The 22,164-nt window shown below is 68.2% G+C and carries 14 protein-coding genes; 10 read left to right on the forward strand and 4 right to left on the reverse strand.

Annotated features, from left to right (window positions below; translation table 11 throughout):
• Positions 1 to 34 precede the first annotated feature (34 nt).
• The 9 genes from carB (at position 35) to M3U25_RS05360 (ending at position 13,785) form a co-directional block, all read left to right on the forward strand.
• The gene (gene carB, locus M3U25_RS05320; RefSeq protein ID WP_355499385.1) at positions 35 to 3,277 is read left to right on the forward strand and encodes a carbamoyl-phosphate synthase large subunit; all 3,243 of its coding nucleotides are present in this window, start codon (positions 35 to 37) and stop codon (positions 3,275 to 3,277) included.
• 8 nt (positions 3,278 to 3,285) lie between these two features.
• The gene (gene greA / locus M3U25_RS05325; RefSeq protein WP_184502593.1) at positions 3,286 to 3,750 is read left to right on the forward strand and encodes a transcription elongation factor GreA; all 465 of its coding nucleotides are present in this window, start codon (positions 3,286 to 3,288) and stop codon (positions 3,748 to 3,750) included.
• 4 nt (positions 3,751 to 3,754) lie between these two features.
• Positions 3,755 to 4,684, forward strand: coding sequence for a phosphoglycerate mutase (locus tag M3U25_RS05330; RefSeq protein WP_355499382.1), 930 nt, complete (start codon positions 3,755 to 3,757; stop codon positions 4,682 to 4,684).
• Positions 4,681 to 6,414 (forward strand): single-stranded-DNA-specific exonuclease RecJ, encoded by a 1,734-nt coding sequence (gene recJ, locus M3U25_RS05335; RefSeq protein ID WP_355499379.1) that lies wholly within the window; start codon positions 4,681 to 4,683, stop codon positions 6,412 to 6,414. The genes M3U25_RS05330 and recJ overlap by 4 nt, the downstream gene beginning before the upstream one ends.
• A 208-nt stretch (positions 6,415 to 6,622) precedes the next feature.
• Complete coding sequence (locus M3U25_RS05340; RefSeq protein WP_355499375.1) at positions 6,623 to 7,519, forward strand: LytTR family DNA-binding domain-containing protein; 897 nt, start codon at positions 6,623 to 6,625, stop codon at positions 7,517 to 7,519.
• Between the two features lie 61 nt (positions 7,520 to 7,580).
• Positions 7,581 to 8,706, forward strand: a protein-coding gene (gene prfB, locus M3U25_RS05345) for a peptide chain release factor 2 (RefSeq protein ID WP_100224025.1) whose coding sequence is annotated in 2 segments (ribosomal slippage) — positions 7,581 to 7,655 and positions 7,657 to 8,706 — 1,125 coding nt in all. Because the reading frame shifts where the segments join, the coding sequence is not laid out codon by codon here.
• Between the two features lie 95 nt (positions 8,707 to 8,801).
• On the forward strand, positions 8,802 to 10,319 hold the full coding sequence (gene lysS, locus M3U25_RS05350) for a lysine--tRNA ligase (protein WP_355499372.1): 1,518 nt from the start codon (positions 8,802 to 8,804) through the stop codon (positions 10,317 to 10,319).
• Positions 10,320 to 10,466: 147 nt separating this feature from the next.
• Positions 10,467 to 11,603 carry a two-component system response regulator gene (locus M3U25_RS05355; protein WP_160946657.1) on the forward strand — a complete coding sequence of 379 codons (1,137 nt, stop codon included), beginning with the start codon at positions 10,467 to 10,469 and terminating at the stop codon, positions 11,601 to 11,603.
• Position 11,604: 1 nt separating this feature from the next.
• Complete coding sequence (locus tag M3U25_RS05360; protein WP_355499368.1) at positions 11,605 to 13,785, forward strand: ATP-binding protein; 2,181 nt, start codon at positions 11,605 to 11,607, stop codon at positions 13,783 to 13,785.
• A gap of 55 nt (positions 13,786 to 13,840) precedes the next feature.
• Here the strand turns inward: M3U25_RS05360 and M3U25_RS05365 are convergent, their stop codons facing one another.
• From M3U25_RS05365 to M3U25_RS05380, 4 genes are all read right to left on the reverse strand, one after another.
• A complete protein-coding gene (locus M3U25_RS05365; protein ID WP_242161285.1) occupies positions 13,841 to 14,713 on the reverse strand; it encodes a crotonase/enoyl-CoA hydratase family protein in 873 nt (290 codons plus the stop codon).
• A 149-nt stretch (positions 14,714 to 14,862) separates the two neighbouring features.
• Positions 14,863 to 16,548 carry a long-chain fatty acid--CoA ligase gene (locus M3U25_RS05370; protein ID WP_160946660.1) on the reverse strand — a complete coding sequence of 562 codons (1,686 nt, stop codon included), beginning with the start codon at positions 16,546 to 16,548 and terminating at the stop codon, positions 14,863 to 14,865.
• Positions 16,549 to 17,076: 528 nt separating this feature from the next.
• On the reverse strand, positions 17,077 to 19,836 hold the full coding sequence (gene acnA, locus M3U25_RS05375; RefSeq protein WP_355499363.1) for an aconitate hydratase AcnA: 2,760 nt from the start codon (positions 19,834 to 19,836) through the stop codon (positions 17,077 to 17,079).
• Between the two features lie 169 nt (positions 19,837 to 20,005).
• Entirely contained in the window at positions 20,006 to 20,908 is a 903-nt protein-coding gene (locus M3U25_RS05380; protein WP_355499360.1) for a LysR substrate-binding domain-containing protein, read from the reverse strand.
• 104 nt (positions 20,909 to 21,012) lie between these two features.
• Between M3U25_RS05380 and M3U25_RS05385 the strand changes: the two genes are divergently transcribed.
• A complete protein-coding gene (locus M3U25_RS05385) occupies positions 21,013 to 22,119 on the forward strand; it encodes a 4-oxalomesaconate tautomerase (protein WP_355499357.1) in 1,107 nt (368 codons plus the stop codon).
• Positions 22,120 to 22,164: the final 45 nt, after the last annotated feature.

The following is a 22,164-nucleotide window of genomic DNA, read 5'->3' on the forward strand; positions in this document are numbered from 1 at the left end:
CACACACGTCGAAAGTCCAGACTTCGAGAAAGAAATGCCCAAGCGCACCGACCTCCAAACCATCCTCATCATCGGCGCCGGCCCGATCGTCATCGGCCAGGCCTGCGAGTTCGACTATTCCGGCGCGCAGGCGTGCAAGGCGCTGCGCGACGAGGGCTACCGCGTGGTGCTGGTCAACAGCAACCCGGCCACGATCATGACCGACCCGAACATGGCCGACGCCGTGTACATCGAGCCGATCAACTGGCAGACGGTCGAGAAGATCATCGCCAAGGAAAAGCCCGATGCGCTGCTGCCGACCATGGGCGGGCAGACCGCGCTGAACTGCGCGCTGGACCTGGCCGACCACGGCGTGCTGGAGAAGTACGGCGTCGAGCTGATCGGCGCCAAGCGCGAGGCCATCCGCATGGCCGAAGACCGCGAGCTGTTCCGCGTGGCGATGGGCGAGATCGGCCTGGAGTGCCCCAAGGCGGCGGTGGCGCATACCCTGGAAGAGGCGCTGGAGATCCAGGCCACGGTCGGCTACCCGACCATTATCCGCCCCAGCTTCACCCTCGGCGGCAGCGGCGGCGGCATCGCCTACAACCGCGAAGAACTGATCGAGATCGTCGGCCGCGGCCTGGAACTGTCGCCGACCAGCGAAGTGCTGGTCGAGGAGTCGGTGCTGGGCTGGAAGGAGTTCGAGATGGAAGTGGTCCGCGACACCGCGGACAACTGCATCATCGTCTGCTCGATCGAGAATCTGGACCCGATGGGCGTGCACACCGGCGACTCGATCACCGTGGCCCCGGCACAGACCCTCACCGACAAGGAATACCAGCGCCTGCGCGATGCCTCGATCGCGGTGCTGCGCAAGATCGGCGTGGATACCGGCGGCTCCAACGTGCAGTTCGGCATCAACGCGCAGACCGGCCGCGTGGTGGTGATCGAGATGAACCCGCGCGTGTCGCGCTCCTCGGCGCTGGCCTCCAAGGCCACCGGCTTCCCGATCGCCAAGGTCGCGGCCAAGCTGGCGGTCGGCTACACCCTGGACGAGCTGAAGAACGAGATCACCGGCGGGCTGACTCCGGCCTCGTTCGAGCCGTCGATCGACTACGTGGTCACCAAGATCCCGCGCTTCGCCTTCGAGAAGTTCCCGCAGGCCGACGCGCGCCTGACCACGCAGATGAAGTCGGTGGGCGAGGTGATGGCGATGGGCCGCACCTTCTCCGAATCGCTGCAGAAGGCGTTGCGCGGCCTGGAGACCGGCAAGATCGGCCTGGACCCGACCGGCCTGGACCTGAGCAGCGAAGACGACCTAGCCACGCTCAAGCGCGAGCTGAAGGCGCCCGGTCCGGAGCGGCTGTTCTATGTCGCCGATGCGTTCCGCGCCGGCATGAGCGTGGAGCAGGTCCACGCGCTGTCGTTCATCGATCCCTGGTTCCTCGACCAGATGGAAGACCTGATCGCGCAGGAAGCGCAGTTGGCTGCCGACGGCCTCGGTGCGCTGGACGCCAAGCGCCTGCGCACGCTCAAGCGTGCCGGGTTCTCCGATGCGCGCCTGGCCGAGCTGTGCGGCACCAACGAAGCGGCGGTGCGCGCGCTGCGCCGCGCGCACAAGGTGCGCCCGGTGTACAAGCGGGTGGACTCGTGCGCGGCCGAGTTCGCCACCAGCACCGCCTACCTGTACTCGACCTACGAGGACGAGTGCGAGGCCGCGCCGAGCGACCGCGACAAGATCATGATCCTCGGCGGCGGTCCCAACCGCATCGGCCAGGGCATCGAGTTCGACTACTGCTGCGTGCACGCGGCGCTGGCGCTGCGCGAGGACGGCTACGAGACCATCATGGTCAACTGCAATCCGGAGACCGTGTCCACCGACTACGACACCTCCGATCGCCTTTACTTCGAACCGCTGACCCTGGAAGACGTGCTGGAGATCGTCGAGCTGGAGCAGCCCAAGGGCGTGATCGTGCAGTACGGCGGGCAGACCCCGCTGAAGCTGGCGCGCGCGCTGGAAGCCAACAGCGTGCCGGTGATCGGCACCTCGCCGGACTCGATCGACCTGGCCGAGGACCGCGAGCGCTTCCAGCAGCTGGTCGACAAGCTGGGCCTGAAGCAGCCGCCGAACCGCATCGCCCGCAACGCCGATGAGGCGCTGGTGCTGGCGCGCGAGATCGGCTATCCGCTGGTGGTGCGCCCGAGCTACGTGCTCGGCGGCCGCGCCATGGAGATCGTCTACGGCGAATCCGACCTGGCGCGCTACGTGCGCGACGCGGTCAAGGTCTCCAACGATTCGCCAGTGCTGCTGGACCGCTTCCTCGACAACGCGGTGGAAGTGGACGTGGACATCATCGCCGACCACAGCGGCCAGGTGCTGATCGGCGGCGTGATGGAGCACATCGAGGAAGCCGGCGTGCACTCGGGCGATTCGTCCTGCTCGCTGCCGCCGTACTCGCTGTCGCCGGCCATCCAGACCGAGCTGCGCCGCCAGGTGGTCGAACTGGCCAAGGCGCTGAACGTGGTCGGGCTGATGAACACCCAGTTCGCGGTGCAGGTCAACGATGCCGGCGACGACATCGTCTACCTGCTGGAAGTGAACCCGCGCGCCTCGCGCACCGTGCCGTTCGTGTCCAAGGCGATCGGCGTGCCGCTGGCCAAGATCGCTGCGCGCTGCATGGCCGGCAAGACCCTGGCCGAGCAGGGCGCGCTGAAGGAAATCGTGCCCGACTACTACTCGGTGAAGGAGGCGATCTTCCCGTTCGCCAAGTTCCAGGGCGTCGATCCGATCCTCGGCCCGGAGATGCGTTCCACCGGTGAGGTGATGGGCGTGGGCCGCAGCTTCGGCGCGGCGTTCGCGCGTGCGCAAGAAGCCGGCGGCATCAAGGCGCCGCCGCTGGGCAAGGCCTTCGTGTCGGTGCGCGATCCGGACAAGCAGCGCGTGCTGCCGGTGGCGCAGGCGCTGGTCGAGCGCGGCTACACCCTCGTCGCCACCCGCGGCACCTGCGCCTGGTTGCAGCAGCACGGCCTGCAGTGCGAGCAGGTCAACAAGGTCGCCGAGGGCCGCCCGCACATCGTCGATCTGATCAAGAACGGCGAAATCGTGTATATCGTCAACACCACCGAGGGCCGGGCGGCGATCTCCGACTCGTTCTCGATCCGTCGCGAAGCCCTGCAGCATCGCGTCACCTATTCGACCACGGTCGCCGGCGCGCGTGCGCTGGTGCATTCACTGGAATTCCGCGGCACCGGTCCGGTCTGGGCGCTGCAGGAACTGCACAAGGAGCTGGAAGCGTGAGAGCCCCGATCACCATGCAAGGCGCGCAGCGGTTGCGCGAGGAACTGGATCACCTGAAGTCGGTCAAGCGTCCCGAGGTCATCACCGCGATCGCCGAGGCGCGTGCGCACGGCGATCTCAAGGAGAACGCCGAGTACCACGCCGCGCGCGAGCAGCAGGGCTTCATCGAAGGTCGCATCAAGCAGCTGGAGAGCGAGCTCTCGCACGCCGAGGTCATCGACGTCAGCAAGCTGGCGGTCGGCAGCAAGGTGGTGTTCGGCGCCACCGTGACCCTGGCCGACGTGGAGACCGACGAGGAGAAGCGTTACCAGCTGGTCGGCGACCTGGAGGCGGACATCAAGCAGGGCCTGATCGCGATTTCCTCGCCGTTGGCGCGTGCGCTGATCGGCAAGATGGAAGGCGACAGCGTCAGCATCGACGCCCCGGCCGGACGCCGCGAGTACGAGATCGTCAGCGTCGCCTACGTCGGCTGATCCGATGGCGGTCGCCACCTTGCTGTTGCCGGAGCGGGTCCGCCTGGCCGGCGCCGTGCTGGCCGGCGAGGTGGCGCGCGCGTTCGGCCGTGCCGACCGCACGCAGGCCGCGCCGGGTGGCGAGGCGCAGTTGCGCCGCCATTTCGCGCTGGCGGAGCAACCGCTGCCGGCCGCGGCGCTGACCCGGCAACTGGACGCCGGCGATGCCGGCGACGGCCTGCTGTGGCTGCGCGCCGATCCGGCCTACGTGGTGCCGGACATGCAGGGCGCGCGGCTGATGGCGCATGGCGACATGCTGCCGCTCGACGCAGTGGACCTGGACGCGCTGCTGCCGGCGGTGCAGGCCTTGTTCGCCGAGAGCGGGTTGACCCTGGATGCGCCCGATCCGACCCGTTGGTACCTGCGCCTGCCGGCCGACAGCGTGCTGCCGGTGTTCACGGCGCCAGCGCAGGTACTCGGCGCGGACCTGTTCGATCACCTGCCGCAGGGCGAGGACGCGCGCCGCTGGCGTGCGTTGCTGACCGAGGCGCAGATCGTGCTGCACCAGCATCCGTGGAACCGCGAGCGCGTCGCCCGCGGCCAGCCGGCGATCAATTCGCTGTGGTTCTGGGGCGGTGGCCGGCTGCCGGCGTCGGTCGGCACCGCGCATGCGCAGGTGCGCAGCCGCGATCCGCTGTTGCGTGCGCTGGCCCAGGCCGCCGGCATCGGGGTCGCCGAGGGCCAGGCGCCGCGGGTCGATGCGCTGGTCGACCTGCGCCAGCTGCGCGCGCCCGAGCAGTTCGTCGGCGAGGTGGTGCAGCCGCTGCTGCAGGCGCTGCGCGATGGCGAACTGCAGCAACTGCAGCTGGATTTCGAGGACGGCACCTGTTTCCGCATCGCCCACGCGCAACGCTGGCGCCTGTGGCGGCGGCCGCTGTCGCGCCTGGACGCATGAATGCCATCGCGCGCATCGTGCGGCGGCCCGCGGCGGCCGCGGCCGGCCCGTGGCACGAGGCCACCTTGCCGCTGTTGCGGCGCATCTATGCCGCGCGCGGCGCCCACGACAGCGGCCTGGCGCAGCCCAAGCTGGCGCAACTGCTGCCGCCCGATGCGCTGAGCGGCATCGACGCCGCGGTCGCGTTGCTGGCCGAGGCGATCGCGGCGCGCAAGCGCATCCTGGTGGTCGGCGATTTCGATTGCGACGGCGCCACGGCCTGCGCGGTGGCGGTGCGCGGGCTGCGCCTGCTCGGCGCTGCGCAGGTGCTGCACGCGGTGCCCAACCGCATGGTCCATGGCTACGGCCTGTCGCCGGCGCTGGTGGCGGAACTGGCGCCGTTGCAGCCGGACCTGCTGGTCACGGTGGACCACGGCATCGCCTGCCATGCCGGCGTCGCCGCGGCCAAGGCGCTGGGCTGGCAGGTGCTGGTCACCGACCACCATCTGCCGGGGCCGGCCTTGCCGCCGGCCGATGCCATCGTCGATCCGAACCTGGCCGGCGACGCGTTCCCGAGCAAGATGCTGGCCGGCGTCGGCGTGATCTTCTACGTGCTGCTGGCGCTGCGCCGGCACCTGCGCGCGCATGGCGCGTTCGCGGCGGCGCCGCCGGACCTGGGCGTGCTGCTGGACCTCGTCGCGGTCGGCACCGTCGCCGACCTGGTGCCGCTGGATCCGAACAATCGGGCGCTGGTGTCGGCCGGTCTGCGCCGGCTACAGCGTGGCGAGGGCTGCATCGGCCTGCGCGCCTTGATCGAAGCCAGCGGTCGCGATCCGGCACGGCTCAGCGCCAGCGACATCGGCTTCGCGCTGGCGCCGCGGCTCAACGCCGCCGGCCGCCTCGAGGACATGGCCCTGGGCATCGAGTTGTTGCTGTGCGAAGACCCGCAGCAGGCGCGTGCGATCGCCGCGACGCTGGAAGAGATCAACGCCGAGCGCCGCGCCGTGCAGCAGCAGATGACCGACGAGGCCGAAGCGGTGGTGGCCAAGGCGTTGCTGGCCGCGCCCGAGCAGCCGCCGGTGGCGGTGTGCCTGTTCGATGCGCAGTGGCATCCCGGCGTGATCGGCCTGGTCGCGTCGAAGATGAAGGATCGCCTGCACCGGCCGGTGATCGCCTTTGCCCCGGCCGAGCCGGGCAGCACCCAGTTGCGCGGCTCGGCGCGTTCGATTCCCGGGTTCCACATCCGCGATGCGATGGCGGCGGTGGAGGCGCAGCGGCCGGGGCTGTTGGAGAAGTTCGGCGGCCATGCCATGGCCGCGGGCCTGAGCCTGCCGCAGGACGCACTGGCCGAGTTCGAACAGGTGTTCCGCGCGCACGCGCTGGCCAGCCTGGACGCGGAACTGCTGCAGGCCGAACTGCTCAGCGATGGTGCGCTGGACCCGCACGAACTCGACCATCGCCACGCCGAGGCGTTGCGCCAGGGTGGGCCATGGGGGCAGGGCTTTCCCGAGCCGCTGTTCGACGGCGAATTCGAGGTGCTGCAGTGGCGCGTGCTGAAGGAACGCCATCTCAAGCTGAGCCTGCGCTGCCCCGGCCGCGCCGAGCCCCTGAACGCCATCCACTTCAACGGCTGGCACGGTCGCGAACCCGGCCGTCGCGTGCATATCGCCTATCGCCTTGTCGCGGATGACTACCGCGGGGGCAGTGCGGTGCAGTTGGTGGTGGAGCACTGCCAGCCGCTGGGGGGCTGAGTCGCTGGGTGTCCGCCGGCGCACGTGGCGCCGCACCCTCACCCCAACCCCTCTCCCGATGGGAGAGGGGCTTTGGCGTCTCCCTTCTCCCACCGGGAGAAGGTGCCCCGTAGGGGCGGATGAGGGGACGGGGCGAAGCCTCGCAAATCCGATGCGCTGATCGTCCCTGGCGCATCGGCGAGCGAGGATCTGCCGCTACACTTTGCCGATGTCAGCCCCCTCCGGTGCCAGCGCCTATTCCCGTTTCCAGCCCTGGCGCCGCAGCTTCGAGATCGGCTTCTGGGTCGCGCTCACCCTGATCAATGCCATCGCCAACAGCGTGACGGTGCTGATCGACATCCGTCACACCGGGCTGCACTTCGCCGCGTGGGAGCCGGTGGTCTGGGAATGGTCCAGCCAGCTGATGTTCCTGCTGATCGTGCCGCTGGTGGTGCTGCTGACCCGACGCTATCCGCTGCACTGGGACACCTGGCGACGCCGGCTGCCGGGCTATCTGTTGGGCAGCGTGGCGCTGTCGGTGCTGCACGTGCTGGGCATGGTCGCTTTGCGCAGCCTGGTCTACCGCCTGCAGGGCCAGCACTACGACTTCGGCCCGTGGCCGCAAGGGCTGGCCTACGAATACCTCAAGGACGTGCGCAGCCTGGCCTCGATCACGCTGTGCGTGGAGATGTACCGGTTCCTGCTGCGGCGCTGGCAGGGCGAGGCGGCACTGCTGGGTGCCCCCGACGCCGGCCCGCCGGTGGGCTCGCTGGAGCGGCCGGAGCGCTTCCTGGTGCGCAAGCTGGGCCGCGACTTCCTGGTCGCCGCCGCCGACATCGAGTGGCTGCAGGCGGCCGGCAACTACGTCAACCTGCGCGTGCGCGGCCACGACTACCCGCTGCGCAGCACCATGGCTGCGATCGAGGCGCGGCTGGACCCGGCGCGGTTCGTGCGCATCCACCGTAGCTACATCGTCAACCTAGCCAGCGTGGTCTCGATCGAGCCGCTGGAGGCGGGCGAGGCGCGCGTGCACCTGCGCGACGGCAGCCAGGTGCCGTGCAGCCGCCGCTACCGCGCCGCGCTGCGCGTGGCGGCCGGGGAGGGTGAGGTCGCCCCGGTCGAGTAGCGCTGTGGCGCAGCGGCCGGAATTGCTAGAATCGCGCTCTTGTCTGCCGGAAAAAGCCGCAATGATCGAACTCAATCCGATTCGCCACCGCATCGCCGATCTGTCCGATCGGGTGCTGTCGCTACGGGGGTTTCTTTGACTACGACGCCAAGAAAGAGCGTCTAGAGGAAGTCACCCGGGAGCTGGAAAGCCCCGACGTCTGGAACGACCCCGAGCGCGCCCAGGGCCTGGGCCGCGAACGCGCCAGCCTGGAGAAGACCGTCGGCGGCATCGCCAGCGTGCTCGATGGCCTGAACGAATCGCTGGAATTCCTGGAACTGGCCGAGAGCGAGAACGACGAGGCCACCGCGCAGGCGGTGCTGGCCGACGTCGACCGCTTCCAGGCGCAGGTGGAGAAGCTGGAATTCCAGCGCATGTTCTCCGGGCAGATGGACGCCAGCAACGCCTTCGTCGACATCCAGGCCGGCGCCGGCGGTACCGAGGCCCAGGACTGGGCCGAGATACTGCTGCGCATGTACCTGCGCTGGTGCGAGTCGCGCGGCTGGAAGACCGAGCTGATGGAAGTCTCCGGCGGCGAAGTGGCCGGGATCAAGTCCGCCACGCTGCGCGTGGAAGGCGATTTCGCCTACGGCTGGCTGAAGACCGAGACCGGCGTGCACCGGCTGGTGCGCAAGTCGCCGTTCGACTCGGACAACCGCCGCCATACCAGCTTCACCTCGGTGTTCGTGTCGCCGGAAGTGGACGACAACATCGACATCGACATCAATCCGGCCGACCTGAAGACCGACGTGTACCGCTCCTCCGGCGCCGGCGGCCAGCACGTCAACAAGACCGAGTCGGCGGTGCGCATCACCCACGTGCCCACCGGCATCGTGGTGGCCTGCCAGACCGGGCGCAGCCAGCACCAGAACCGCGACAACGCGATGAAGATGCTGGCCGCCAAGCTCTATGAGCTGGAGATCCAGAAACGCAATGCCGAACGCGACGCGGTCGAGGCGACCAAGTCCGACATCGGCTGGGGCAGCCAGATCCGCAACTACGTGCTCGACCAGAGCCGGATCAAGGACCTGCGCACCGGCGTGGAGCGCTCGGACACCCAGAAGGTGCTCGACGGCGACCTGGACGAGTTCGTCGAGGCCAGCCTCAAGTCCGGCCTGGAAGCCGGCGCGAAACGCAGCGACGCCTGAACCGGCGGCCTCCGTCCTGGCGACGGAGGCCGTGCGACGGCACACGGCCCCGTCGGCTGGTGCATTCTTTCCCTTCCTCACGCATCCCCCATCCCATGACCGAGCAGACCCCCGCGCCGTCCCTTCCCGTCGACGAGAACAGCCTCATCGCCGAACGGCGCGCCAAACTCGCCGCACTGCGCGCGCAGGGCGTGGCCTATCCGAACGATTTCCGCCGCAGCGACTTCGCCGGCGATCTGCAGGCCGAGTTCGCCGACGCCGAGCGCTGGACCGCCGAGGTGCTGGAGGGGCAGGGCCGCAGCCTGCGCCTGGCCGGGCGCCTGCTGGCCAAGCGGGTGATGGGCAAGGCCAGCTTCGTGCAGCTGCAGGACGAGTCCGGGCGCATCCAGCTGTTCCTGCAGGCCAACGCCCTGGGCGAGGCCTACGACGCCTTCAAGGGCTGGGACATCGGCGACATCATCGGCGTGGAGGGCGGGTTGACCCGCACCAAGACCGGCGAGCTGTCGATCAAGGCCACCGGGCTGCGGCTGCTGACCAAGGCGCTGCGCCCGTTGCCGGACAAGTGGCACGGCCTGTCGGACGTGGAGCAGCGCTACCGCCAGCGCTACGTGGACCTGATCGTGTCGCCGGAGGCGCGCGAGGTGTTCGTCAAGCGCTCCAAGATCATCCGTGCCATGCGCGCCTGGCTGGACGCGCGCCGCTTCCTGGAAGTGGAGACGCCGATGATGCACTACATCCCCGGCGGCGCCACGGCCAAGCCGTTCACCACCCACCACAACGCGCTGGACCTGGACCTGTACCTGCGAGTGGCCCCGGAGCTGTACCTGAAGCGCCTGGTGGTCGGCGGCCTGGAACGGGTCTACGAAATCAACCGCAATTTCCGCAACGAAGGCGTCAGCACCCGGCACAATCCGGAATTCACCATGATGGAGCTGTACGAGGCGTACGCCACGTACCACGAGGTGATGGACCTGACCGAGAACGTCATCCGCGACGTCGCCCGCGAGGTGCTGGGTACCATCCAGGTGCACTGGGACGGCGCCGACATCGACCTGGCGCCGGCGTTCCGCCGCTGGCGCATGGACGAGGCGGTGCGCCACCACAACCCGGAGATCAGCGTCGCCGACTGCACCGACCGCGAGGCGCTGCTGCGCCACTGCGAGCGGCTGAAGATCCGCACCAAGCCGTCCTACGGCTGGGGCAAGCTGCTGCTGGAGATCTTCGAGGCCACCGTCGAGCACACCCTGATCCAGCCCACCTTCATCACCGACCACCCGGTCGAGGTGTCGCCGCTGGCCCGCTCCAGCGACACCGAGCCGGGCTATACCGATCGCTTCGAGCTGTTCATCAACGGCAAGGAGATCGCCAACGGCTTCTCCGAGCTCAACGACCCGGAAGACCAGGCGGCGCGGTTCCAGGCCCAGGTGGCCGCCAAGGACGGGGGAGACGACGAGGCCATGCACTTCGATGCCGACTACATCCGGGCGCTGGAGGTGGGGCTGCCGCCGACCGGCGGCCTGGGCATCGGCATCGACCGGCTGGTAATGTTGCTTACCGGCAGCAGTTCGATCCGTGACGTGCTGCTGTTTCCGTACATGCGTCCGGAGGCTTAACCTAGCCCCGGACGAGGTGGCGCGGTTCTTGCAGCAGGCGTTGCACGCAAAAGGAAGTGAGGTGGACGGGTCGGCGTGAATGGGCGCCGGCGCGTTCCCGTTGTCGTCTCAGCAGCTCGCGCAGATGCGACGGGCGGAGGATTGCAGATGCATGATGCCAGCATGAGCCTCTCCGGCGCGTCCTCGAACGGGGACCGTCTCCAATGGGCGGACGGAAACGACAATCGTTTGAACATCGTCATCGTCGACGATCAGACCTCCGCGCGCACGATGCTGCGGCATGTCATCGAGGACATCGCCCCGGAACTGACCGTGCGCGATTTCGGCGATTCGCAGGCCGCGCTGGCCTGGTGCGAAGCCGGCAAGGTCGATCTGCTGCTGCTCGACTACCGCATGCCGGGCATGGACGGGCTGGAGTTCGCGCGGCGCCTGCGCCGGCTGCCCAAGCACCGTGACATCCCGATCATCCTGATCACCGTGGTCGGTGACGAGCCGATCCGCCAGGCCGCCCTGGAGGCGGGGGTGATCGACTTCCTGGTCAAGCCGATCCGCCCGCGCGAACTGCGGGCGCGCTGCCACAACCTGCTGCAGCTGCGGCTGCAGAGCGAGAACATCAAGCAGCGCGCGATGTCGCTGGAGCAGCGCCTGCTGGCCAGCATGCGCGAGGTCGAGGAACGCGAGCGCGAGACCCTGTCGCGGCTGGCGCGGGCCATCGAGTACCGCGATGTCGGCACCAGCGCCTACCTGGAACGGATGGCGCACGTGGCCGGCCTGATCGCCGAGCAGCTGGGCCTGTCCGAGGACGAGGTGCGGGTCATCGAGATGGCCGCGAGCCTGCACGACATGGGCAAGATCGCCATCCCCGACGCGGTGCTGCTCAAGCCGGGCAAGCTCAACGAAGACGAGATGGCGGTGATGCGCATGCACCCGCGCATCGGCTACGAACTGCTCAGCGGCAGCCAGAACCGTTTCATCCAGGTCGGCGCGCTGATCGCCCTGCGCCACCATGAGCGCTACGACGGCAGCGGCTACCCGGACGGCCTGATCGGCGAGGCGATTCCGCTGGAAGCGCGCATCGTGGCGGTCGCCGACGTGTTCGACGCGCTGATCTCGCCGCGTCCCTACAAGGAGGCCTGGACCATGGACGCGACGCTGGCCTACCTGTACGCCCAGCGCGGCCGCCTGTTCGACCCGCGCTGCGTGGACGCGCTGTTCCGCGGCCGCGAGCAACTGCAGGTGATCTGCGAGAAATTCTCCACCGCCTCGGCGCGACCAGGAGTCTGACATGACCTCGGCGATCAGGTGGGTGCGGCAACGGTTCGCGGAGCGCAAGGATACCGAGCACGGCCAGGCGTTCGTCCGCATCTGCATGGTCGCGCTGATCCTGGTGTACGAACTGTCGTTCTCGCACACCTGGGACATCGCCCCGCGGCAGCGCGCCTACGTCATCGGCCTGACCCTGATCTCGCAGGCGGTGGCTCTGGCCTTGATGACCTGGATCGTGGCCCGGCCGCAGCGCTCGGACATGCGCCGGATCATCGGCATGGTCGCCGACTACGGGCTCATGTCGATGGCGATGAGCGCGATCGGCGAACCGATGGCGTGCATCTACGTCGTCATCATGTGGGTCACCATCGGCAACGGCCTGCGCTACGGCAACCGCTACCTGTACCTGGCCGTGGCCATGGCGGTGGCCAGTTTCAGCATCACGCTGATGGCCAGCGACTACTGGATCGCCAATCGCGGGCTGGGCATCGGCCTGCTGGTCGGCCTGGCCGCCATCCCGCTGTATCTGTCCGGGCTGTTGCGGCAATTGACCTCGACGACCGCCGAGGCGCGCCGCGCCAGCGAGGCCAAGAGCCGCTTCCTGGCCAACATGAGCCACGAGTTCCGCACCCCGTTGAACGGCCTGTCGGGCATGACCGAGGTGCTGGCGACGACACGGTTGGACGCCGAGCAGCGCGAGTGCGTCAACACCATCCAGGCTTCCGCGCGCAGCCTGCTGTCGCTGGTGGAGGAGGTGCTGGACATTTCCGCGATCGAGGCCGGCAAGCTGCGGCTCGACAAGCGCGATTTCTCGCTGCGCGAAACCCTGGAAGGAATCAGCCTGATCCTGCAGCCGCAGGCGCGGGCCAAGCGCCTGGCCTACCAGGTGGATGTCGCTCCCGACGTGCCGGACTATCTGTCCGGCGATCCGGGTCATCTGCGCCAGGTGCTGCTGAACCTGGCCGGTAACGCCATCAAGTTCACCGAGACCGGCCGGGTCGATATCCGGGTGCGCCTGCACAAGAACGAGCACGGGCAGCCGAAGCGCCTGAGTTTCGACATCGTCGATTCCGGGATCGGGGTGACGCCGGACATGCGGCCGCGCCTGTTCGAGGCGTTCGAACAGGCCGACGTCGGCCTGGCGCGCCGCTACGAAGGCAGCGGCCTGGGCACCACGATTGCCAAGGGCCTGGTCGAGGCAATGGGGGGCAGCATCGGTTATCAGGAAAATGCCCCGCGCGGCAGCCACTTCTGGTTCGAACTGCCGTTCGTGGCCGCGGCGGTACCGGCATCGCCGGAGATCGGCGCGCCGGCGGCGAGCGTGCCGACGGCGGCCGAGGAGTTCGACACCAACGGCAACGTCATCGCGTTCTCCGACCCGTTCCTGCGCCACCGTGCGCGGGTGCGTGGCATGCGCATCCTGGTCGCCGACGACCACGCCGCCAACCGCATGGTGCTGCAGCGCATGCTGCAGAAGGCCGGCCATCGCGCCATCTGCGTCGACGGTGCGGAGGCGGTGCTGGATGCGCTGGCCGAGAGCGAGTTCGATGCGGTGATCGTCGACCTGCATATGCCCGGCATGAGCGGCCTGGACATGCTGCGGCAGTTGCGGGTGATGCAGGCCGGCGGGCCGCGCACGCCCGTCGTGGTGCTCAGCGCCGATGTCACCCCCGAGTCGATCCAGCGCTGCGAGCAGGCCGGCGCCCGCACCTTCCTGGCCAAGCCGGTGGTGGCCAACCGGTTGCTGGACACGCTTTCCGATATCGCGATGGAGGGACGCCTGCGTGCGGGCAGCGAGGCCGGCGTGCGGCAGATTGCGGTGTCGAGCGAAGGGGTGCTGGATGCATCGGTTTTGGACGAACTCGCCGGGCTCGGCATGGGCGACGGGTTCGAACGCGAATTCATCTCGCAGTGCCTCAACGATGCCGAAGGCTGCCTCGGTGGCATGCAGATCGCCGGTGAAGCCGAGCACTGGGAACGCCTGCGCGAGCACGCGCATGCGATCAAGGGCGTCGCCAGCAATCTCGGCCTGGTACGGCTCGCCAGCCTCGGCGGCGAATTGATGCAGATGCCGGAATGGCAGGTGCGCAGCGAGTGGCGGGCACGGCTGATGGCGCTCAATGCCAGCCTGACCGAAGGCCGCGAGGCCCTGGATCTGCGTGCACGGCACAGCGCCGTGCAGGACGGCGAACTGCGCTGAGGAATGCCCGACGCGGAGCCGGGTCATCCCCATTGCCGAAAGCAGCGCCCCGGGCTCAGGCGGCAAAGACGCCCGCCTGGGCGCGCCGGAGCTGGGCACGCACCAGCCGATCCATCGTCCGCAGTGACTTTTCGCCCAGGGCCAGCGCGGCGTCCACCCAGATTTCCGTCACCGCAAGCAACTCTTCGCGGCGCACCGGCTGCACCACCTTGCGCATCGCATTCATCGCCAGATGCGCCAGCGGCGCGCGCCGCTGTTGCTGGATCAGGTCGCGCACTGCGTCCTTGCCCTGGCCCTTGGGCACCAGCACGTCGACGATGCCCATGGCGTGCATCTCCTGGCTGCTGAAAACGTGACCTCCCAGGATGAGCTTTTCCGCGGCCTGCGGTGCGATGCGGCGGCTGAGGAACGAATACGCGCCCATGCCCGGGAACAGGCCGAACATGATTTCCGGCAGGCCCATGCCGACGTCCTCTTCGGCCACGATCAGGTGGCACGACAGCGCCATCTCCAGACCGCCGCCGAGCGCATCGCCTTGCAGCAGGGCGATGGTGCGGAAACTGCCGCCAAGTCCCTCGTGGAAACGGTGCACGCCATCGATGCAGCTTGTCGCGTAGGCCATCAGGCCGGCGCGGTCGCGGCGGCGGATGTAGTGGCCGAACAGTTCCAGATCGCCGCCCAGGTTGAACGCGCTGCCATCGGACGCCAGCACCAGGGTGCCCAGCCGCGCCGACGCCAGGTTGCGGGGCTGGCTGAGGGACGCGAGATAGCTGTGCATCTCGCGCATCAACGTGGGATGGAAGCAGGGCCGTTGCGTCGCGGCGTTGCCTGCATGCATGTACAACCAGTGGCTATCGTCGTCGTCGTCCGCATCGATACGGATGCTGGAATAGGCGCGGGTACAGGGCAGCGTGTCGGTCATGCTCATGGCGGGCTCTCGGAAAGACGCCCGCGGAGATGGCGTGGCGCAGCGGGCGAGTGCGTTTCCACCCGGCGGATGCTACACCCGGGTGCCGCGGCCGGAATTCGGCCCGCCAGCGCCTGCGCGGGCGCCGCGTGGGCGCCCGTTGGACCTGCTTATTGCGGCGGCGGCGCGTCGCGCAGCTCGCGCCGCAGGATCTTGCCGACGTTGGTCTTGGGCAGTTCCTTGCGGAACTCGACGATGCGCGGATGCTTGTAGCCGGTGAGGTTGGCGCGGGCGTGGGCCTTGACGTCCTCGGCGGTGAGGTTGGGGTCCTTCTTGACGATGACCACCTTGACCACTTCGCCGGATTTCTCGTCGGGCACGCCGACCGCGGCCACTTCGAGCACGCCCGGCATCATCGCGATGACGTCCTCGACTTCGTTCGGGTACACGTTGAAGCCGGACACCAGGATCATGTCCTTCTTGCGGTCGACGATATAGAAGAAGCCCTGCGGATCCATTCGCGCCATGTCGCCGGTGTGCAGCCAGCCGTCGGCATCGATGGCGCTGGCGGTTTCTTCCGGCCGGCGCCAGTAGCCCTTCATCACCTGCGGCCCGCGGATGCACAGCTCGCCGACCTCGCCATGGGCCAGGATCTGGCCCTGGTCGTCCTTGACGCAGGCGTCGGTGGACGGAATCGGCAGGCCGATCGCGCCGTTGTACTCGGTCAGGGTCAGCGGGTTGATGCAGGCCGCCGGCGAGGTTTCGGTGAGGCCGTAGGCTTCGACCAGGGTGACGCCGGTGACCTGCTTCCAGCGCTCGGCCACCGCGCGTTGCACCGCCATGCCGCCGCCGAGGGTGAACTTCAGCGAGGAGAAGTCCACCTTGTCGAAGCCTGGCGTGTTGAGCAGGCCGTTGAACAGGGTATTGACGCCGGTGAAGGCGGTGAAGCGGGTCTTCTGCAGTTCCTTGACGAAGCCCGGCATGTCGCGCGGATTGCTGATCAGGTGGTTGAGCCCGCCGAGCTTCATGAAGACCAGCCCGTTCGCGGTCAGCGCGAAGATGTGGTACAGCGGCAGCGCGGTGATGATGACTTCCTTGCCTTCCTCCAGCTTGCCGGTCGCCGCGATCCAGGCGCCGGCCTGCAGCATGTTGGCGACCAGGTTGCGGTGGGTCAGCATGGCGCCCTTGGCCACGCCGGTGGTGCCGCCGGTGTATTGCAGGAAGGCGATGTCGTCCGGTGCGATGTCGATCGGCGGCAGCGTGTGCAGGCGGCCGAGGGTCAGCGCGTCACGGAAGCGGATCGCATTGGGGATGTCGTAGTCAGGCACCAGCTTCTTGACGTACTTCAGGACGAAGTTGACCAAGGGGCCCTTGGGGAATCCGAGCATGTCGCCCAGGCCGGTGGTGATGACCTGCTTGACGGGCGTGTCGGCCAGCACTTCCTGCACGGTGGTGCCGAAGTTGTCGATCACCACCAGCGCGCTGGCGCCGGAGTCGATCAGTTGGTGGCGCAGTTCGCGCGGGGTGTAGAGCGGATTGACGTTGACCACGGTCATGCCGGCCAGCAGCACGCCGAAGGTGGCGATGGGGTATTGCAGGCAGTTGGGCATCATCAGGGCGACGCGGTCGCCCTTCTTGAGTTGCAGTTCGCCCAGCAGGTAGCCGGCGAATTGCCGGGCCAGTTCGCCGGCCTCGCGGTAGGTCAGGGTCTTGCCGAAGTTGCAGTAGGCGGGGCGGTCTCCGAACTTGGCCACGGAGCTTTCGAAGACCGCGGCGACGGAGCGGTACTCGTCGACGTTGATGTCGGCGCCAACGCCGGCCGGATAACTCTGCAACCACGGACGATCCAGACTCATATTCCCCCTCCAGGAAATGTATTGATGGGCGCGCAGCGGACAGTATCCGCCGAAATCCCGTAATGGGAGCATACCGTTCCGTAGGGAAAAGGCGAACAGGGGCGGGGTGGATGCCTTGTGGGCGAGCGTGTTTTGTGCCGCTAGGGTGTGCCGAAGGCTATTTCTGCTGTTGCTGTTGCTGTTGCTATTGCTTTTACCGGTTCCCTTCCGAAGCGGCGGCCAGCGCGGGGAAAAACTCCGAAGGGGCGGCGCACAGGGACGTGCGCCGTCCGCGGCAGGGGCAGGATGCCCCTTCCGCGGATCCCCGGGCTGGACGCGGACCCGGAGCGCGCAGCGCGGAGGGCGCGAGGCAGGGTGTGCTTTCTTTTGGTTACTTTTCTTTGCACAAGCAAAGAAAAGTAACTCGCCGAAAGGCGAAAGCCTTTGCTCTCGAGTGCGCGCGCATGCAAGTGTCAATTCACGTACCCGAGCATCGCCCGCACGCTAGGCGCAGGGACTGGGCTTCCGTATGGGAAACCCGTGCAGGTGTCAGCGCGCAGCCAACTGCCGCAGCACGTACTGCAGCAGGCCGCCGTGGCGGAAGTACTCCACTTCCTTCGGCGTCAGCAGCATCACCGCCACCTCGAAGGACTGCGCACTGCCGTCGGCCTTGGTCGCGACGACCTTGGCTCGCTTGCTGGCGCCGTCCTGCAGGCCGGTGATCTCGAACGTCTCCGAGCCGTCCAGGCCCAGGCTCTGCGCGTTCTGGCCGTCGAGGAACTGCAGCGGCAGCACGCCCATGCCGACCAGGTTGGAGCGGTGGATGCGCTCGAAGCTCTCGGCGATCACCGCCTTGACCCCGAGCAGGTTGGTGCCCTTGGCCGCCCAGTCGCGCGAAGAGCCGGTGCCGTATTCCTTGCCGCCGATCACCACCAGCGGCACGCCGTCGGCCTTGTACTTCATCGCTGCATCGTAGATCGCCAGCTTTTCCGGCTGGCCGCCGCCGGCCGGGTAGTACAGGGTGTTGCCGCCTTCCTCGCCGCCGAACATCAGGTTCTTGATGCGGATATTGGCGAAGGTGCCGCGGACCATCACGTCGTCGTTGCCGCGGCGGCTGCCGTAGCTGTTGAAGTCGGCCGGCTGCACGCCGCGTTCCTGCAGGAAGCGGCCCGCCGGCGAGTCCTTCTTGATGTTGCCGGCCGGGGAGATGTGGTCGGTGGTGATCGAATCGCCGAACAGGCCGAGCACGCGCGCGCCATGCACGTCCTCGATGCGGCCGACCTGCATGGTCATGCCGTCGAAGTAGGGCGGGTTCTTGATGTAGGTGGAGGCGCCGTCCCAGGCGTACAGCTCGCCGTCGGGCGAAGCGATGGTGTTCCAGCGGCTGTCGCCCTTGAACACGTCGGCGTAGTTCTGCTTGAACATTTCCGGGCCGACCGTGGCGGCGATGGTGTCGCCGATCTCCTTGTTGCTCGGCCAGATGTCGCGCAGGTACACCGGCTGGCCGTCGCTGCCGGTCCCCAGCGGCTCGCGGGTCAGGTCGATGTCGGTGGTGCCGGCGATGGCGTAGGCGACCACCAGCGGCGGCGACGCCAGGTAGTTCATCTTCACTTCCGGATGCACGCGGCCTTCGAAGTTGCGGTTGCCCGACAGCACCGAGGCCACCACCAGGTCGTCCTGCGCGATCGCCGCGGACACGTCCTCCGGCAGCGGGCCGGAGTTGCCGATGCAGGTGGTGCAGCCGTAGCCGACCACGTAGAAGCCGAGCTGTTCCAGGTCGCTCATCACCCCGGCCTTCTTCAGGTAGTCGGTGACCACCAGCGAGCCCGGCCCGAGCGAGGTCTTGACCCAGGGCTGCGCCTTCAGGCCCTTGGCCACGGCGTTGCGCGCGAGCAGGCCGGCGCCGAGCATGACCGCCGGGTTGGAGGTGTTGGTGCAGGAGGTGATCGCCGCGATCACCACCGCGCCGTCGCGCAGGCGCCAGCCGGCGCCGCTGGCCTCGGCGTCCTGCGCGTGCGCCGCCTGGGCGCCGACCGCGGTGCCGCCGCCGCCTTCGTTCTTGAGCCGGTCTTCCTGCGCGGCGTCGCTGCGGCGCTTGGCGCGCGCGTCGGCGAACGGCACCAGGCTGTCGCGGAAGTTGCGCTGCATGTCTTCCAGCAGCACCCGGTCCTGCGGGCGCTTGGGGCCGGCCAGCGACGGCTTGACGTCGCCCATGTCCAGCTCCAGCGTCGCGCTGTAGCTGGCATGCGCGCTGTCGGCGTCGTGCCACAGGCCCTGCGCCTTGGCGTAGGCCTCGACCAGCGCGATCTGCTCTTCGCTGCGGCCGGACAGGCGCAGGTAGGTCAGCGATTCGGCGTCGATCGGGAAGATGCCGCAGGTGGCGCCGTACTCCGGCGCCATGTTGCCGATGGTGGCGCGGTCGGCCAGCGGCAGGTGCTGCAGACCGTCGCCGAAGAACTCGACGAACTTGCCGACCACGCCGTGCTTGCGCAGCATCTGCGTCACCGTCAGCACCAGGTCGGTGGCGGTGGCGCCTTCGGGTAGCTTGCCGGTGAGCTTGAAGCCCACCACCTGCGGGATCAGCATCGACGAGGGCTGGCCGAGCATCGCCGCTTCCGCCTCGATGCCGCCCACGCCCCAGCCGAGCACGCCGATGCCGTTGATCATGGTGGTGTGGCTGTCGGTGCCGAACACGGTGTCCGGGTAGGCCAGCGCCTCGCCGTCGCGTTCGCCGGTCATCACCACCCGCGCCAGGTGCTCCAGGTTGACCTGGTGCACGATGCCGGTGTTCGGGGGCACCACCTTGAAGTTGTCGAAGGCCTTCTGGCCCCAGCGCAGGAAGCCGTAGCGTTCCTTGTTGCGCTGGAATTCGATCTTGCCGTTGAGATCCAGCGCGTCGGGCTTGCCGAACACGTCCACCTGCACCGAGTGGTCGATCACCAGTTCCGAGGGGATCAGCGGATTGATCTGCTCCGGGCGTCCGCCGAGCTTGACCACCGCGTCGCGCATCGCCGCCAGGTCGACCACGCACGGGACGCCGGTGAAGTCCTGCAGCACCACGCGCGCCGGCATGAACGCGATCTCGGTGTCCGGCTCGGCGGTCGGCTGCCATTGCGCCACCGCTTCGATGTGCTCCTTGCCGACGGTCGCGCCGCCGTCCTCGTGGCGCAGCAGATTCTCCAGCAGGATCTTCAGCGAGTAGGGCAGGCGCGAGATGTCGAAGCGCTCGCCGAGCTTGGGCAGGCTGAAGTAACCGTAGGTCTTGCCGCCGACGTGCAGCTGGCTGCGGGTGGAGAACGAGTCGTTCATGCGGGGAACTCCTGATTGCGGATGGCTTGCATTGGCGCGCTTTCGCGAGCCTGCTTGCGAGTGCCGGGACGTTGCGTTGCCGGCATTGCGTCGCGTTGCGGCGCGGCCGGAAGGCGCGGCGGCCCAAGGCGTCGGGCGGAAGCTTACACGTTCAGATGTAGCGCTCGTGTCACGGCTTGCCGCGCCAGCGGCTCATCAGCATCTGCAGGAAACGTTCGGCGCTGGGCGAGAGCAGCGCGCTGCGCCGGCGCACGATGCCGATGGTGCGCGAGACCACCGGGTTGCCGATCGGCCGGGTCACCAGGATCGGATGCTCGCCGTCGGGCGTGGCCATTTTCGGCAGCACCGACACGCCGATGCCCGCCTCGACCATGCCAAGCGAGGTGGACAGGTGGGTCACTTCGTAGTGCCAGCTCAGCTTCAGGTTCTCGCGCGCCAGCGCGCCGTCGAGCAGGGTGCGGTTGCCGCTGGTACGGTGCACGGTGATCAACTGGTGCTGGGCGAGGTCGGCCCATTCGATCCGGCGTTTTTTCGCCAATGGATGGTCGCGGCGGCAGGCCAGCACGAACGGATCTTCGGCGAGCACGTCGAAATCCAGGTTGGGATCGTTGGCGCCCATGAAGTTGATGCCGAACTCGACCTCGCCGCGCTCCACCGCCTGCAGGCCCTCGGTGGCGGGGATGTCGAGAATGCGGAAGCGCACGTGCGGATGCGCCTCGCGGAAGCGCGCCATCACGCTGGGCAGGAAGTAGAACGCGGCGGTCGGCAGGCAGGCGATGGTGACGGTGGCGCCGCGCACATCGTCGTGGCCGCGCACCGAGAACAGCGAGCCGTCGAACTCCTCGATCATGCGCCGCACCAGCGGCAGCAGGTTCTCGCCGATGGCGGTGGTGGCGACGCTGCGGGTGGTGCGCTCCAGCAGCGGCGACCCGACCGCCTGTTCCAGCTTCTGGATGCGCCGGCTCAGCGCCGGCTGCGACATGTGCAGCGCCTCGGCGGCGCGATGGAAGCTGCGTGTCTCGGCCACCAGCAGGAACGCGCGCAGATCGAGGATTTCGCAATTGATGCTCATGGGTAATCAATCATCCAAAAATTAGCAATTCACAGATCAATCGGGGTCATGCCAGTATCGAATCAGACGAAGACATTCATCTTCATGGCGCATCAATCTACACCATGTCCAACGATCTGCTCGGCATTCCCTGCGTGCTCATGCGCGGCGGCACCTCCAAGGGGCCGTTCTTCTTCGCGCCAGACCTGCCGGCCGATCCGGCCCGGCGCGACCGCCTGCTGCTGGAGGTGATGGGCGCCGGGCATCCGCTGCAGATCGACGGCATCGGCGGCGGCAACGCGCTGACCAGCAAGGTCGCCATCGTCGACCGTTCCAACCGTGCCGACGCGGACGTGGACTATCTGTTCGCGCAGGTGCGGGTCGACCAGCAGGTGGTGGACACCTCGCCCAACTGCGGCAACATGCTGGCGGCGGTGGCGCCGTACGCGATCGAGCGCGGCCTGGTGCAGGCGCAGCATCCGCGCACCCAGGTGCGCATCCACAACGTCAACACCGGCAAGCTGATCGTGGCCACGGTGGAAACCCCGCATGGCCGGGTGGTGTACCGTGGCGAGACGCGCATCGCCGGGGCGCCCGGCGCGGCGGCGCCGATCTGGCTGTCGTTCCTGGACGCGGCCGGCGCGCGCACCGGCAAGCTGTTGCCGAGCGGGCAGGCGCAGGACACCATCGACGGTGTCGCGACGAGTCTGGTGGATTGCGCCATGCCGATGATGTTGCTGCGCGCCACCGATCTCGGCGTGTGCGGCGATGCCTCGCCTGCCGAGCTGAATGCCGATGCCGCGCTGCTGGCGCGGCTGGAGGCGCTGCGGATCCAGGCCGGCGCACGCATGGGCATCGCCGATCCCGGCAGCAAGGTGATTCCCAAGCCGGTGTTGCTGTCGGCCCCGCAACACGGTGGCGACCTGCAGGTGCGCTATTTCATGCCGCAGCAGTGCCACACCGCGTTGGCCATCACCGGCGCAGTCGGCATCGCCACCGCGGCGGCCACGCCGGGCACCCTGGCCAACGCCTTCGTCGGCGATGCGGCGCTGCCGCGCCACGTCGTCCTGGAACATCCGAGCGGCGCCCTGGAGGTGGGATTGAGCCGCAGCGCGGCCGATGCGCCGATCGTCGCCAGCGTGGTGCGCACCGCCCGCCGGCTGTTCGAAGGGCGGGTCTTCGCGACCTCGCCCGTGTCCACCGAGGCCCGCCAATGGATCTCCGCGGCATGACATGACCTGAACCGGCCGGACGTCTGCATGCACGCAAGGCGTCCG

This window comes from Xanthomonas sp. PPL134, assembly GCF_040595915.1.
In the GTDB taxonomy this organism is placed as follows: domain Bacteria; phylum Pseudomonadota; class Gammaproteobacteria; order Xanthomonadales; family Xanthomonadaceae; genus Xanthomonas_A; species Xanthomonas_A indica.

What these genes read in the sequence shown, in the direction of transcription:
- carB (WP_355499385.1), top strand. Translation starts at nt 35, where the DNA reads ATGCCCAAGCGCACCGACCTCCAAACCATCCTCATCATCGGCGCCGGC.
- M3U25_RS05330 (WP_355499382.1), top strand. Translation starts at nt 3,755, where the DNA reads ATGGCGGTCGCCACCTTGCTGTTGCCGGAGCGGGTCCGCCTGGCCGGC.
- recJ (WP_355499379.1), top strand. Translation starts at nt 4,681, where the DNA reads ATGAATGCCATCGCGCGCATCGTGCGGCGGCCCGCGGCGGCCGCGGCC.
- M3U25_RS05340 (WP_355499375.1), top strand. Translation starts at nt 6,623, where the DNA reads ATGTCAGCCCCCTCCGGTGCCAGCGCCTATTCCCGTTTCCAGCCCTGG.
- lysS (WP_355499372.1), top strand. Translation starts at nt 8,802, where the DNA reads ATGACCGAGCAGACCCCCGCGCCGTCCCTTCCCGTCGACGAGAACAGC.
- M3U25_RS05355 (WP_160946657.1), top strand. Translation starts at nt 10,467, where the DNA reads ATGCATGATGCCAGCATGAGCCTCTCCGGCGCGTCCTCGAACGGGGAC.
- M3U25_RS05360 (WP_355499368.1), top strand. Translation starts at nt 11,605, where the DNA reads ATGACCTCGGCGATCAGGTGGGTGCGGCAACGGTTCGCGGAGCGCAAG.
- M3U25_RS05365 (WP_242161285.1), bottom strand. Translation starts at nt 14,713, where the DNA reads ATGAGCATGACCGACACGCTGCCCTGTACCCGCGCCTATTCCAGCATC.
- M3U25_RS05370 (WP_160946660.1), bottom strand. Translation starts at nt 16,548, where the DNA reads ATGAGTCTGGATCGTCCGTGGTTGCAGAGTTATCCGGCCGGCGTTGGC.
- acnA (WP_355499363.1), bottom strand. Translation starts at nt 19,836, where the DNA reads ATGAACGACTCGTTCTCCACCCGCAGCCAGCTGCACGTCGGCGGCAAG.
- M3U25_RS05380 (WP_355499360.1), bottom strand. Translation starts at nt 20,908, where the DNA reads ATGAGCATCAATTGCGAAATCCTCGATCTGCGCGCGTTCCTGCTGGTG.
- M3U25_RS05385 (WP_355499357.1), top strand. Translation starts at nt 21,013, where the DNA reads ATGTCCAACGATCTGCTCGGCATTCCCTGCGTGCTCATGCGCGGCGGC.